Here is a 13448-nt window from a genome sequence, read left to right as displayed (position 1 = left end):
GTCCACCGATCAGTGGATACAACCGGGCCTTCAATCGCGTGATCGTGTCGGTATGAACCGGAAGACATATCTCCGCCTGATGCTCGCCCTCACCATGACCTACGGCTTCCTGATCGCCGCGCTCTCGATGCTCGGGATCGGCGACATCGGCCTCGTGGCCATCGTCGGCGGGCTCGTCGTGGGCCTCGGCTGGGCACTCTCCTCCGTCGTCGTCAAGCGCGGCCCCACCCCCTGACCGCACCACTTCACCGAATGGACGAGGGCGCCTTCCCAGGCCCCGGCTTCCCCGACGCCCGTCAGCCACCGGCCCCACACCCGACCCTCGTGGGGCCGGTGGTGCCTGGTGTGAAGGGAACGCGCTCATGAGACCCGGCACCGCGCGGAGGCGCGTGCTCGGCGCGTCAGCAATACTCCGCGGTCACTTGTCTGCGAAATTCATCATCTGAAATCATCTTGCCGTCGAAATCGCGTACCTGGCCACTCCCGGCGAACTGCTCCGGAGTCTCGTTCAGCAGGAATCCACGCCCGACAGAAATGCCATTCGACAGTTCCACGCTAACACTGATATTTGACGGCAGCGGCTCCTGCGGTGGTGTCTCCTGATTCGTGAACCCGCCTGCGTCTCCGAAGACGATCGCTCCGTTCCGCTCTTCCGGCCGGGCCGGCTGCGACGCCTTCCACACAAGACGTCCGGCCTGATGCTCTTGCACCTCGATGGAAGAGACCGTCTCACCGTCACACAGCGGAACCACGAACCTGAATCGCCCGTCGTCCGTGCGACCCATCGCGACAGGCCGGGGATGGGGGTCGCCGAGGACGGGTACCGTGCACCCAGTCAGCGCCGCCAGGCCAATCGAAAGAACGACTCCTCGTACGGCAAGCAACCGAATGTGTCGAGATTCGCTCATCGATCTTCTGTGAGCCAAGTAGGTCTCGCCCTTCTTCTCGGCCTGCTACTCGCAGACATGGTCACACCCTTCAAGCATGTCGATCGAGATGTCAGACGAGGAACGTGGGCCAGAAGTTGGCTCTCTGGCAGTACCACCGGTACTGGTTCAGGTGGGGCTGGGACGTCGGTCGCGGAAAGGGGTAGCCGGCAACGCGAGGTTGATCGCCTAGGATCATGGGCCTATGAGCCAATTGCCCACGCTATCGGCCACGGAAATCTCTTCGGAACGACTCCTGCTGCGCAGAGAGTTGCACGAAGCCGACCGTGAAGAATTCATCGAGCTGCATACCGATCCCGAGGTTCAGGCATACCTTGGTGGTCCCCAGCCCCGGAGTGATGTCGAGCAGCGCTTCGATGCCGTCATAACCGCCAACGCGACCTCCCACACCTCCACGCCCGGCAACTATGTCATCGCGGACAACACGACCAACCGACTCATCGGGCTATTGAAGCTCGTCCGCCGGTCGATCGATGCCCCCGGGCATGTCACCGAGGATGGCGAGGAACTGGAACTGGGCTATGTCCTGCGGCGCAGTGCATGGGGCGCGGGGTTCGCCCTCGAGGCTGCAACGGCCGTGCTGCGCGCTGCGGCTGACGAATTCCCCGACCAGCCTGTCTTGATCCCAACCCAGACCGCAAACAAGCGATCTCTGAAACTCGCCGCCCGCCTTGGCTTCCGCCCCGTCAGCACGTTCGAGCATTACGGCGCTGAGCAGACCCTCTGCACCGCTCCCCTGGCCATGTTCCAAATCTGATCAGACCATCAATACGACCTCATGGCCTGTCTGCCGTCGTCCCACCCGAAGGGGTAGTGGGCCAGCCGCGGGGGCCGGAGCGCCCCGCCGGAGGCAACGCAGTAAGGCCGGCGCCCCCGACCATGTGCACTTGCGCTGATGAGCTCGGCCCCGTGACCCTAGCTGTGCCCTTCCCAGCGTCGCGGCCCTGTCCTCGTCCGCGCCTGCCGACCGGCGTGTTGCGGGACGGGCCGTGGGCGAGCGGCCCCGGCCCGCCGCCATGATGGCGCGCCGAGTCGGCGGCGACACCAAGACCAAGAAGTCGCGTCGGGCGCTCGCCCTACCAGCTCTCGTGGTCGGTGAACTCAGACGGCACCGAGTACGTCAGAACGCCCAGAAGCTGGCCGCCGGCGACGCATGGCAGGAACACGGTCTCGTCTTCACTCGCGACGACGGAACCCTGCTTGATCCCATGCGCGTGCTGCGGGGCCTGCGAGTGATCACGAGGAAGGCGGGCATCGGAAACCGCCGGAAGGTACAGGAGCCTCGGCACTTTTCGTCTCGATCATCGCCGATCTTGTCGGACACTCGACACCCGACACCACGCAAACCGTCTACCGGCACCAGATCAGGCCGGTCATCGTTCATGGAGCTGAGACCATGGACGCCGTCTTCGGCAACGGCGATCACAGTGGGTAGTGGCTCCCGGAACGGCTCAGGCCCCCTATCCTTGATCTAGGAAGGGGGCCTGAACTGTGTGTTCCTCAGTTCTACCGAAGCTCCCGCGATAGGACTCGAACCTATAACCTGCCGGTTAACAGCCGGCTGCTCTGCCGTTGAGCTACGCGGGATCGGGCATCTGCGCACTTCGCCGGGGCTTGGGCCCCTTCGCTGCGCGCAGGAATAGATTAGCGCACTCCTGGAGTGCGTGTCGCATCGTAAGCGGGGTAGGGCCGGAGACAGCGGAGGTGCAAGATGCGTTATCGGATGACATTCGCTGCTGGTCTGGCGATCGGCTACGTGCTGGGCAGCCGGGCTGGACGCGAGCGGTACGAGCAGATCAGGCGGACGGCGCAGCGCGTGGCCGACAACCCGAGGGTCCAGGAGGTCGCCGGGGTGATGGGCGCGCAGGCGTCGAAGCTGGCGGGGATGGCCAGGTCGAGAGTGGGTGACACGCTGCAGCACCGCATCCCCTTCCTCAGTTCCGATCGGCACCAGCCCGACACGGGCACCGGCTGGCCGGATGAGGACATCGTGGACAAGAAGGCCCGCGAGAGCGGCATCCCGTACTGACGTACTGACCGTACTGATCGCACTGACGGGCGCGGAGCATGGGCGTCTGAGGCGCCCGCGCGTGGCGCGTCAGACGCCCATGCTGCGCCGTAGCCCCTCCAGGGCCTGTTCGGCCTGCGCGCGCAGGCCGGGGTCCTCGGGGTCGAGGCCGTCGTCGAAGACGAAGGTCCAGCCGAGCACCTCCCCGCCGGGCCGGCGCCTGGCCACGAGCCGCACCCCGCCCCTTCCCGGCAGCTTGACGTGCTTGTTGACCACGATCGTGGAGTTGACCCGCTCCCGTACGGTCTCGGGCACCAGCCGAGGGTCGGAGACCTCGTCGACGTGCCACGTGCCGTCCATGGTGAGCACCCGCACCCCCTGCTCGTCCCACGACGCCTTGTCGATCTCCTCGTACGGCACCCGCGTCCCGTCCGTCAGGTAGAGGGCGAGGTTCGTGGCCACCACGTAGCCGGAGGTCGCACCGGCGGCGAAGGTCAGCACCCGCTCCCCCGGCTCAGTGTCCATGGACTTGCGCACATCGGCGGGCAGGCGGTGGAAAAAGCTCATTCCACCACGGTATCGGCGAGCAGATCGAGGGTGAGCGCCGCACTCCACGAGAAGTCCCTGCACCCCCGCCCGCTGCCGTCGAAGGGATCGAAGCACTCGCGGAACCCGGCCTGCCGGACCAGGCGCAGCGTGCAGTTGGTGAGCTGCTGGCCGAGCTGGTCGAGTGAGTGCACGGCCGCGGCCCTGCGCAGCAGCCAGTTGGTGTTCACCCAGGAGGGGCCGCGCCAGTAGCGCGTACGGTCGAACTGGGTGGCGCGGATCTCGCAACTCGGCACCGGATAGCCGGTGGCCCCCATGAACCTGGCCGACTCCAGCACCTCCACGGCCGCGTGCAGGTGGTCGCTGGGCAACCAGGGATCCAGCAGCGGCCCGAAGGCGCCCACCGTGGCCACCCGGATCAGCCGGTCGGCCCGCAGGTCGCGGGCGTAGAAGCAGCCGTCCCAGAGGCGGTCGAGCATGGCCTGCCTGATGCGGTCGGCCTGCTCGGCGTGGGGCACGGGGTCGGCGCCCACCAGGGGCGCCAGCTCGGCCAGGGCCTGGCAGGAGGCCAGCCAGATCCCGTTGAACATCGGGTCCTCGATCGCGAACGGGTGCTCGTCCCGCAGGTACTCGGCCCGGTATCCGGCGTCCCGGTAGCGCATGGCCAGCCAGACGTAGCGGTCGTGGTCGCTGTCCGGGTGGCGCTCCTCCAGCTCGACGTTGCGGTAGCCGTACCTGATCACCGGCAGCGCGGCCAGCGCGTCGTCCCAGGACGGGCTGTCGTCCATGCCCGACTCCCAGGGGTGCACGATCGCGGCCAGGCCCGCGCCGCCGAGGTCGCGGGCCGAGGAGAGGTAGGCGTGCTGGGCGACCAGCGCCGGGAACGCCTTCCTGACGAACGCGACGTCGCCGGTGTGCCGGTAGAGCCACCACAGGGCCAGCGCGTGCATCGGCGGCGAGGTGAGCCCCGAGGTGAGGACGTGCGGCGCGGCAGCGTGCTCCTGCGAGCGCCACACGGAGGGACCCGGGAAGTACGCCTCGCGCGTGTGGAAGACGATGTGCGGCACCATGCCGGTGGCCCACTGCCCGCGCAGCAGGCTGAGCAGCTCGTCGCGGGCCCGGTCGGGCCGGTGCCTGGCCAGGCCGATGACGACGAACGCGGAGTCCCAGCTCCATTGGTGCGGGTAGAGACCTGGCGCGGGCACGGTGCCAGTGCCTGTCCAGTTCGCCTCGAGCACGGCCAGCGCCTCACGCCCGAGCGCGGCATCGTCGACCGCCGGCCGCGCCTCCATCACCCAACTATGCCCGCGGATGCCTCAGGAAGCTATGTTCTCTGCGCTCACTTTCTCTGCGCTCACCTTCTCTGGGCCCACTTCGTAAGGAACATGACGCCGAACGCCACGGCGCCGATGATGAGGCCCCACTTGAGCAGCGTGAGGGCGAAGCCCACGAGGGGGCCGAGGAGTACGAGCGCGGCCACGATCGCCGCGGCAATCAGAAGAATTCGTCCCATGTCCGCAACGGTAAGAGATCCTTTAAGCCGATTGCAGGCGAGACAGGGTTGAATCAGGGACAAGTCAGGGGTCACCCCGACTCTTGGAACCAACCGCTCGAATCCCCCGTTAAGTCGATAGGACCAAGGGGGCATCGGGGGCCCGCTTCACGGGGAGCGTGATGAGCCTGGGACCACCTATGAGCAGGGAGGGCGTGGAGCACGCCCTGCGCGCTCGCACCGACGAACGCGACCGTATCTCCGGTGACCTGCTCGATCTCGAATCCCACACCACCTACCAGCTGCTCAAGGGAGCCTCCTTACGCGGGGCGACCCAGCGGAGATGGGCTGCGGCGCAGGAGTCGCTGGCCGCGCTGTGGTCGCTGAACGACGCGTACCGGGCCGTGTTACGCGACGCCGAGCAGATCAGGGCCGCCCGCTCCAAGCTGGGCGCCGAGCAGCTGGAGGAGCTGACCGAGCTGCTCGCGGGCACCTCCGTGGTGCTGCGGACCGTCGCCAAGCCGGTCGAACAGCGCTCGCTGCTCCCCCAGCAGGACGAACGGCTGACCCTCGACCAGACCGTGACACGGATGGACGCCGCCTTCCGCGAGGTCACGTCCGCCCTCAATGACATCGACGCCGTGTGGAACACCGTCCTGCCCCGCCTCGACGGCGCCGACAGCGACCTGCGCCACGTCCGCGACCTCGAACGCGAGCTCGGTGAGGGCGCCGACCTCGCGGCGCAGGAGGCCGAGCTGAAGCGGCTGCGTGCCTCGGTCCTCGAAGACCCGCTCGGCGCGTCCGTCGAGCAGGACCTCGACCGGCTGGCCCGGCTGCTGGCCGGCTCCCGCACGGAGCTGGAGCTGGCTCTCACCGTCAAGGCCGAGTACGGCAGGCGCAGGGAAGATCTCGTGGCCGCGCTCGACCGGGTCCGGGCGGCCGAGAGCGAGGCCAGGCTGGCCCACGGCGCGGTCGTCGTCAAGATCGCCCTGCCGCCGCAGGCCCAGCCGCGGAGCCGGGCCGAATCACTGGCCGCCGAGCTGGACGCGCTCGACGCCTCGGCCGATACCTGGGTGCTGCGGGCCAAGCGGCTGGCGGGGCTGGAGGAGGAGGCCCGCAAGGCAGCCGAGCAGTCGCTGGCCACGGCCAAGGCGCTCTACGGCCTGGTCGGCAGGCGTGACGAGCTGCGCGGGCGGCTCGGCGCCTGCCAGGTGATGGCGGTGCGCAAGGGCCTGGCGGAGGACCCCGCGGCCTCCGAGCTGTTCGAACGGGCGCGCGTGCTGCTGTGGAGCGCGCCCTGCGACCTGACGAAGGCGGCGGCGGCCGTCGAGACGTACCAGCGCGCGATACACGGAGGTAAGGGATGACCCGCTGCGCGCAGCCCGGCTGCACGGGCACGATCGAGGACGGATACTGCGACCTGTGCGGCCACTCGGCCGGCGCGCCCGCGCCTCCCTCCCAGCCCTCCGTCCCGCTCCAGACTCAGCCGGTGAGCAGGTCGGTCACCTCGCCGGTGAGCAGCGGCAGGTCGCGGGCCGGCAGGCTGGCCACCATCGCCGATCTGCCGTCGGTGCCCTACCGCGACCCGACCACGGCCGTCATGGCCGACCCCGTGGTGCCCGAGGAGAAGCGGTTCTGCGCCAACCCGGCGTGCGGGGAGAAGGTCGGCCGGTCCAGAGAGGGGCGGGCCGGGCTGACGGACGGGTTCTGCCCGCACTGCCGCACCCAGTTCTCCTTCACCCCCAAGCTGGGCAAGGACGACCTGGTGGCGGGTCAGTACCGGGTGCTGGGCTGCCTGGCACACGGTGGGCTGGGCTGGATCTACCTGGCCTCCGACGAGAACCTCGACGGCATGTGGGTGGTGCTCAAGGGCCTGCTCAACACCAACGACGCCGAGGCGCTGGCGGCGGCGGAGGCGGAGCGGAAGTTCCTCACCACAGTCGACCACCCCAACATCGTCAAGATTCTCAACTTCCAGCGCTCCGGCGGCTTCGGCTACATCGTCATGGAGTACGTGGGCGGCCAGTCCCTCCACGAGCTGCGCCGCCAGGGCCCGCTGCCGCTGCGCGAGACCCTCATGTACGGCCGGGAGATCCTGCAGGCGTTCGCCTACCTGCACGAGCACGGCATGGTCTACTGCGACCTCAAGCCGGCCAACGTGATCAGGGTCGGCAAGCGGCTCAAGCTCATCGACCTGGGCGCCGTGCTGCCCATCGGCTCGCCGCCGGGCGCCGGGTGGGCCACGCCCGGCTACCACGGCCCCGAGGTGGAGAGCCATGCCGCCGCGGCCACCGCCGACCTCTACACCGTGGCCAGGACGCTGGCGGTGCTGGCCGTCCCGGGCTTCGTCCCGTATGCCAACGGCGTGGCCGCGCCACTGCCCGACGATTGCGGGCACCCGTCGTTCACCCGGCTGCTGCGTAAGGCGACCGCCGTCAATCCGGCCGACAGGTTCCAGAGCGCGGAGGAGATGGAGGAGCAGCTCGTCGGGGTGCTGCGGGAGGTGAGCGCCCTCCAGGACGGCGTGCCGTACCCGGCTCCCTCGCCGATGTTCGGGCCCGAGCGGTCCGCGGTGGGCACGGCGCTGTCGGAGGACGCCGGCGAGGTGTTCGGCCGGCTCGACCCGGCCTCGGTCGCGGGCGCGCTGCCGGTGCCGCTGGTCGATCCGGCCGACCCGGCGGCGGGCGCGCTGGCCGGCCTGCTCGGCCGCGACAGCAAGGAGCTGATCGACCAGCTCGCCGCGATGCCGCAGACGCCCGAGACGAAGCTGATGCGGGCCAGGCTGCTGGCGGAGGAGGGCGCGGCCGAGGCCCCGGTCGTGCTGAGCGAGCTGGAGAAGGAGCTGCCGGGCGACTGGCGCGTGAACTGGTACCGCGGGGTGCTGTCGCTGGCCACGCGGCAGCTCGACCAGGCCGTGTCGATGTTCGACTGGTGCCTGTCGGCGCTGCCCGGCGAGCTGGCGCCGAAGCTGGCGCTGGCGTTCGCGCTGGAGTGCGCGGGCAAGCCGGCGGCCACCTGGTACGAAGGCGTCTGGCGGACCGATCACTCCTACGTGAGCGCGGCTTTCGGGCTGGCCAGGTCGGGCAGGATGAGCGTGCTGGACGAGGTGCCCGCCCATTCGATCTACCGGATGCCGGCGCAGGTGGCGCAGGCGATCTCCGTCGTCCGGCGGCCGGACCTGGGCGTGCTCGTCACGGATGACCTGGTGGGCGCGGCCGATCGGCTGTCCAGGCAGTCCGGCCTCGACCCGCGCCGCCGCGACGTGCTCACCGCCGAGCTGCTCACGTCGGCGCTGGCCTGGCTCAAGACGAACTCACCGCCGAAGGACGCGCAACTGGCCGGCGCGCCGCTGACCGAGGTGGGGCTGCGCAGGCAGCTCGAGTCGATCTACCGCAAGCTGGCGGTCGCGGCCGAGTCGCGTCAGGAGCGCCACGCGCTCATCGACCAGGCGAATGCCGTACGACCGAGGACGTGGCTGTGATGGATCCGGAGGCTCGGCAGAAGGGCGCCATGATCTGCCCTGTGTGCGAGGCGCCCGTGCTGGAGGGCGACACCTACTGCGAGGCGTGCGGGCACGCCCTGGGCGCGCCGGCCTGCGCGTCGTGCGGCGCGCCCGCCGTGGACGCGGAGGGCTACTGCGAGCGCTGCGGCCTGCGCCAGCCCACCGGCAGGGACCACGCGGAGATCGTGCTCGACGGCGGCGCGGCGGCCGTCACGGACAAGGGGCTGCGCCGCAGCCGCAACGAGGACGCGATGGCCCTGCTCGGGTCCGGAGAGGCGATCGTGACCGTGGTCTGCGACGGCGTGGGCAGCTCGCCCAGGGCCGACGAGGCGTCCGCGGTGGCCGTCGAGACCGCCTCCGCCGCGCTGGCCAGGGGGCTGCCGCAGGAGGAGGCGTTCGACCTGGCCGGCCGGGCGGTGGCCAAGCTGGCCACGTCCGTGAACGACGCGCCCGCCAGCACGTACGTCGCCGCCGTCGTCGAGCGGGGCCGGATCACGCTCAGCTGGGCCGGCGACACCCGGGCCTACTGGCTGCCGGCCCCCGGGCAAGGCTCCGCGATCAGGCACAGCGCCCTGCTGACCGTGGACGACGCGGTCGAGACCGGCGAGATCACCGCCTGGCTCGGCGCCGACGCCGTCGACGTCGCGCTCCACGTACGCACCCTCACCCCGGAGGAGCCCGGCCTGCTGCTCGTCTGCAGCGACGGCCTGTGGCGCTACCTGGACGGCTACGCCTTCCCCAGCACCGGGACCCCCATCGAGATGGCCCGCGAGATGCTGCGCCACGCGCTCGACTCCGGCGGCCAGGACAACGTGACCATTGCCTTGATCCCCCTAGGAGTAACGCATGGGTGACCAGCCCACTTTCACCCTGACCATCGACCAGAACAAGTACCTCTCGACCGACGGCCGCGAGGTGCACGCCATCCTCACGGTCGGCTCCACGGGCGGCGTCGTGACCACGCAGTCCGCGGTCGCGGAGGCCGCCGAAGTGATCATCATTGACACGTCCGGCTCGATGAGCGGCAGCAAGATCCGCGAGGCCAGGCAGGCGGCCGCGACCGCCGTGCACACCCTGCGTGACGGGGTCCACTTCGCGGTGATCGCGGGCACGGAGCGGGCCAAGGTGATCTACCCGGGCGGCAACGCCAACCTGGTCAAGGCCGGTCCGGCCACCAGGGCCGAGGCCGAGCGGGCGATCAGCCGGTTGTCCGCGCACGGCGGCACCGCCATGGGCGAGTGGTTGAAACTGGCGGGCCACCTGTTGTCGGCGCACCCGTCGGCGATCAGGCACGCGCTGCTGATGACCGACGGCCAGAACAACGAGCGCCCCGACGTGTTCGCCTCCGTGCTGGCGGGCTGGAGCGGCAAGTTCGTGTGCGACTCCCTGGGGATCGGTGAGGACTGGGTGCCAGCCGAGCTGCGGAAGGTCTCGGAGGCGATGCTCGGCACGTTCGACTTCGTACGGAACCAGGGGGATCTGTCCGAGTTCTTCCGCAGGCTGACGCAGGCGTCGATGAGCAAGACCGTGGCCGAGCTGTCGCTGCGGGTGTGGGTGCCGCAGACCGCCACGCTGAAGTTCGTCAAGCAGGTCTCCCCCACGCTGCTCGACCTGACCGGCAAGCGCAACGACGTGAACCCGCTGACCGGCGACTACCCGACCGGCTCGTGGGGCTCCGAGGAGCGCGAATATCACATCTGCGTGGAGGTGCCGCCGGGGCAGATCGGCCACGAGATCAGGGCCGGCTGGGTCAAGCTCGTACGCCCTGACACCCAGGAGGTCCTGGCCAGCGGGAACGTGCTCGCCCAATGGACCGACGACCTGGCGCAGTCCACCCGGATCAACAACAAGGTCGCCCACTACACCGGCCAGGCCGAGCTGCACGAGCTCATTCAGGACGGGCTCAGCGCCAGGGCGATGGGCGACGTCGACACCGCGACCGCACGTCTGGCCAAGGCCAAGGAGCTGGCCACCCAGTCGGGGCGCGAGGACACCGCCAGGCTGCTGGAGAGGGTGGTCGAGGTCGATCCGGCCACCGGCACGGCCAGGCTGCGCAGGAACGTGGACAAGGCGGACGAGCTCGAGCTCGACACGGGCTCCGTCCGTACCAGCCGGTTGCGCAAGGAAGGAAGCTGATGGCCACTTGCCCGCAGGGCCACGCGTCGGGCGACGACGAATACTGCGACGTCTGCGGCGCCCAGATGACCGGCGCGCCCGCATCCCCATCCCAGGCCCAGGCCGCGGCGCCGGCGGCCGAGTCGTGCCCGGTCTGTCAGACGCCGCGCGCCGGGCAGTTCTGCGAGGTGTGCGGCCACGACTACACCGGCGCCAGCAAGCTCGTCTCCAACTTGCCGCGCCGCGGGGCCCAGTGGGAGGCCGTGACCGCCGCCGACCGTACGTACTACGAAAAGGTCGTCGCCGAAGGTGGTCCAGACGCGGCCGCGATGGCGTTCCCGCCGTACTGCCCCGAGCGCTCGTTCGCGCTCATCGGCGAGCAGGTACGCATCGGGCGGCGCAGCAGGGCCAGGAACGTGGTCCCCGAGATCGACCTGACCGGGCCGCCGGAGGACCCGGGCGTCTCCCACCTGCACGCCGTGCTGCTGGCGCAGCCGGACGGCTCGTGGACGCTGGTCGACCCCGGCTCCGCCAACGGCACCCAGGTGAACGGCAAGCCCGTCAAGGTCAACGTGCCGGTCAGGATCGGCGCCGGCGACAAGATCCACCTGGGCGCGTGGACCGTCATCACCATCAGGGAGGGCACGCCATGACCCTGGTGCAGTCCCAGCCCCAGGCGCCCGTGGCGCAGGCCCAGGGCGCCTCTGCGCCCGTGCGCCGGAGCGTGCCGGGCAGGATCCGGGTCATCACCGGCGTCGCCGTCGCCTCGCTGGCCCTGCTCTTCGCGGCGCTCGCGGTCGGCAGCACGAGCGCCCGCGAGGGCCTGCAGGTCATCGGGCGCGACGCGGGACCGCAGGTGGTCGCCACCGCCGACCTCTACCTGGGCCTGAGCGACATGGACGCGCAGGTGGCCAACGTACTGGTGATGGGCGACCAGTACACACCGCAGCGTCAGCAGGCGCTCGACCGGTACGAGCAGCAGCGGTCCAAGGCCAACGAGGCGCTGATGCAGGCGCTCTCACTGGCCGACACCAGGGCCGAGCGGGAGACCGTGCGGTCGGTGCTCGACAGGCTGGGCCGCTACGAACGGCTGGCCGGCCAGGCGCTGCTGCTCGACGAGCGGTCCAAGCACGCGCCCGGGCCGCCGCCGCAGGAGGTGGTGCTGACCTACCGCGAGGCCACCAAGCTGATGCGGGTCGAGCTGCTGCCCCAGGCGTACAACCTGACCTTGGAGAGCGGCACGATCGTGCGCGCGACCTATGACGAGAAGGCGGTCATGGTGCCGCTCCTGCGGGTCGCGGTGGTGCTGGCCGGGCTGCTGGCGCTGGGCTGCCTGATCTGGCTGCAGGTCTTCCTGGCGCGGCGCTTCCGCCGGGTCTTCGGGCCGGCGCTGCTGGTCGCGACCGTGACGACCGCGGTCGCGCTGATCTCCGGGATGAACGTGCTCGGGACGGACGAGGCCGCGCTGCACGAGGCCAAGTCGTCCGGGTTCGACTCGGTGCTGACGCTGGCCAAGGCGCGTTCGATCAGCAACAGCATGCAGGGCGACGAAAGCCGCTACCTGCTGGACAAGGAGTGGGCCGACACCTACGAGCACACGTTCCTGGACAAGGCGATGTCGGTCGTCTACTTCAAGGCGGGCAACCTGCGTACCTACCACGACCAGGTCGCCCAGGGCTCCAGGGACTTCCTCGGCTTGCTGGGGTCCGAGCTCGTCGGCAGTGAGGGCACCGACGCGCTGGAGGCGTACCGGAGCTTCCAGGCCTCCGACACCAAGTTCCGGGAGCTGGTGGCAAGCGGCAAGACCAGCGAGGCGGTCGCCGAGCGGCTCGGCCCGGTGACCACGGCGTTCGACGCGTACGACCGCGCGCTCCTGGCGCTGTCCGCCAGGCACCAGACCCAGTTCACGCGCGCGATCGACAGCGGAGAGGGCGCGCTGGACAACCTGTGGCGGCTGCTGCCCTTCGCCATCGGCGGGATCGGCCTGCTGGTGATAGCCGGCGTGTGGCCACGACTCAAGGAGTACCGGTGAAGCGGGCGCTGGTGGTGGTACTGGCCCTGGTCGCGACGGCGGTCGCGGGCTGCGGGAGCGACGGGCAGGAGTCGGTCGTGGACAAGGACAAGATCGTCATCGCGGTACGCCCCGACCTGCCGTCGGTCGGCTTCCAGCGGCCCGACGGCAAGTTCGAGGGCTTCGACGTGGACGTGGCCGCCTACATCGCCCGCAAGCTGCACAAGGAGGCCACCTACATCCCCGTGCTGGCCGCCGACCGGCAGAAGGTGATCACCGACGGCAAGGCCGACCTGGTGCTGGCCACCTTCACGATCGACCAGGAGCGCAAGAAGGACGTGCTCTTCGCGGGGCCGTACCACATCTCCTACCAGGACATCCTGCAGCGGCCCGACGAGACGATCAAGAACGTGCGCGATCTCAAGGGCCGCAGGATCTGCAACGTCAAGGGCTCGAACGCGGCCGACCGGGTCGTGAAGGAGCGGGAGGTGGCGGCGCAGCTCGTGCCGTTCGACGACTACAAGGCGTGCCTGTCGGCGCTGAAGAGCAACCAGGTGGACGCGGTGACCACCAACGACGTCATCCTGGCGGGGCTGGCCACCCAGGACGGCACGGGGCTGAAGCTGGCCAACGCGCAGTTCAACGAGCAGCGTACCGGGGTGGGCATGCGCAAGAGCGACGTGCCGGGGTGCGAGGCGGTCAACCGGGCGATCACCGACATGTACCAGGACGGGACGGCCGCCAAGCTGCTGCACCGGTGGTTCGGCAAGGCGGGGCTGGACCTGTCGACCATCGCGGTGCCGCAGTTCGAGGGCTGCTCCTGAACA

14 protein-coding genes and 1 tRNA gene are annotated in these 13448 nt (G+C 69.8%); 10 read left to right on the top strand and 5 right to left on the bottom strand.

The window, feature by feature from the left end:
• The first annotated feature begins 52 nt into the window (after positions 1-52).
• Entirely contained in the window at positions 53-235 is a 183-nt protein-coding gene (locus tag ACQPWU_RS14675; protein ID WP_433440179.1) for a hypothetical protein, read from the top strand.
• A 166-nt stretch (positions 236-401) separates the two neighbouring features.
• Here the strand turns inward: ACQPWU_RS14675 and ACQPWU_RS14670 are convergent, their stop codons facing one another.
• Positions 402-785, bottom strand: coding sequence for a hypothetical protein (locus tag ACQPWU_RS14670; RefSeq protein ID WP_433440177.1), 384 nt, complete (start codon positions 783-785; stop codon positions 402-404).
• Positions 786-1131: 346 nt separating this feature from the next.
• Between ACQPWU_RS14670 and ACQPWU_RS14665 the strand changes: the two genes are divergently transcribed.
• A complete protein-coding gene (locus ACQPWU_RS14665; RefSeq protein ID WP_433440175.1) occupies positions 1132-1704 on the top strand; it encodes a GNAT family N-acetyltransferase in 573 nt (190 codons plus the stop codon).
• Between the two features lie 758 nt (positions 1705-2462).
• Here the strand turns inward: ACQPWU_RS14665 and ACQPWU_RS14660 are convergent.
• Positions 2463-2534: transfer RNA gene (locus tag ACQPWU_RS14660), tRNA-Asn, on the bottom strand.
• Between the two features lie 124 nt (positions 2535-2658).
• Between ACQPWU_RS14660 and ACQPWU_RS14655 the strand changes: the two genes are divergently transcribed.
• Positions 2659-2976: a YtxH domain-containing protein gene (locus ACQPWU_RS14655; RefSeq protein ID WP_360687796.1), complete on the top strand. Its 318-nt coding sequence runs from the start codon at positions 2659-2661 to the stop codon at positions 2974-2976.
• Between the two features lie 69 nt (positions 2977-3045).
• Here ACQPWU_RS14655 and ACQPWU_RS14650 read toward each other — a convergent pair whose 3' ends face one another.
• The 3 genes from ACQPWU_RS14650 to ACQPWU_RS14640 all read right to left on the bottom strand — a co-directional run bounded on the left by ACQPWU_RS14650 (position 3046) and on the right by ACQPWU_RS14640 (position 5014).
• Positions 3046-3522 carry a hypothetical protein gene (locus tag ACQPWU_RS14650; RefSeq protein WP_433440173.1) on the bottom strand — a complete coding sequence of 159 codons (477 nt, stop codon included), beginning with the start codon at positions 3520-3522 and terminating at the stop codon, positions 3046-3048.
• Complete coding sequence (locus tag ACQPWU_RS14645; protein ID WP_433440171.1) at positions 3519-4793, bottom strand: amylo-alpha-1,6-glucosidase; 1275 nt, start codon at positions 4791-4793, stop codon at positions 3519-3521. Before ACQPWU_RS14645 ends, ACQPWU_RS14650 begins: the two co-directional genes overlap by 4 nt.
• A 62-nt stretch (positions 4794-4855) precedes the next feature.
• A complete protein-coding gene (locus ACQPWU_RS14640; protein WP_433440169.1) occupies positions 4856-5014 on the bottom strand; it encodes a hypothetical protein in 159 nt (52 codons plus the stop codon).
• Between the two features lie 179 nt (positions 5015-5193).
• Here ACQPWU_RS14640 and ACQPWU_RS14635 point away from each other — a divergent pair, with 179 nt between their 5' ends.
• The 7 genes from ACQPWU_RS14635 to ACQPWU_RS14605 are packed head-to-tail and all read left to right on the top strand — an operon-like array spanning position 5194 to position 13445.
• Positions 5194-6360, top strand: a complete 1167-nt coding sequence (locus ACQPWU_RS14635; RefSeq protein ID WP_433440167.1) for a hypothetical protein — start codon at positions 5194-5196, stop codon at positions 6358-6360.
• The gene (locus ACQPWU_RS14630) at positions 6357-8474 is read left to right on the top strand and encodes a tetratricopeptide repeat protein (RefSeq protein WP_433440165.1); all 2118 of its coding nucleotides are present in this window, start codon (positions 6357-6359) and stop codon (positions 8472-8474) included. The genes ACQPWU_RS14635 and ACQPWU_RS14630 overlap by 4 nt, the downstream gene beginning before the upstream one ends.
• Positions 8474-9349, top strand: a complete 876-nt coding sequence (locus ACQPWU_RS14625; protein WP_433445214.1) for a PP2C family serine/threonine-protein phosphatase — start codon at positions 8474-8476, stop codon at positions 9347-9349. Before ACQPWU_RS14630 ends, ACQPWU_RS14625 begins: the two co-directional genes overlap by 1 nt.
• Positions 9342-10631: a vWA domain-containing protein gene (locus tag ACQPWU_RS14620; protein WP_433440163.1), complete on the top strand. Its 1290-nt coding sequence runs from the start codon at positions 9342-9344 to the stop codon at positions 10629-10631. Before ACQPWU_RS14625 ends, ACQPWU_RS14620 begins: the two co-directional genes overlap by 8 nt.
• Positions 10631-11263, top strand: a complete 633-nt coding sequence (locus tag ACQPWU_RS14615; protein WP_433440161.1) for an FHA domain-containing protein — start codon at positions 10631-10633, stop codon at positions 11261-11263. Before ACQPWU_RS14620 ends, ACQPWU_RS14615 begins: the two co-directional genes overlap by 1 nt.
• A complete protein-coding gene (locus tag ACQPWU_RS14610) occupies positions 11260-12642 on the top strand; it encodes a hypothetical protein (RefSeq protein ID WP_433440159.1) in 1383 nt (460 codons plus the stop codon). The genes ACQPWU_RS14615 and ACQPWU_RS14610 overlap by 4 nt, the downstream gene beginning before the upstream one ends.
• The gene (locus ACQPWU_RS14605) at positions 12639-13445 is read left to right on the top strand and encodes a transporter substrate-binding domain-containing protein (RefSeq protein WP_433440157.1); all 807 of its coding nucleotides are present in this window, start codon (positions 12639-12641) and stop codon (positions 13443-13445) included. Before ACQPWU_RS14610 ends, ACQPWU_RS14605 begins: the two co-directional genes overlap by 4 nt.
• Positions 13446-13448: the final 3 nt, after the last annotated feature.

Origin of the sequence: Nonomuraea sp. CA-141351, assembly GCF_050944675.1 — a bacterium.
Lineage (GTDB): Bacteria > Actinomycetota > Actinomycetes > Streptosporangiales > Streptosporangiaceae > Nonomuraea.
The sequence above is the reverse complement of the archived record's forward strand: the minus strand, read 5'-3'. Positions and strand labels throughout refer to the sequence as shown.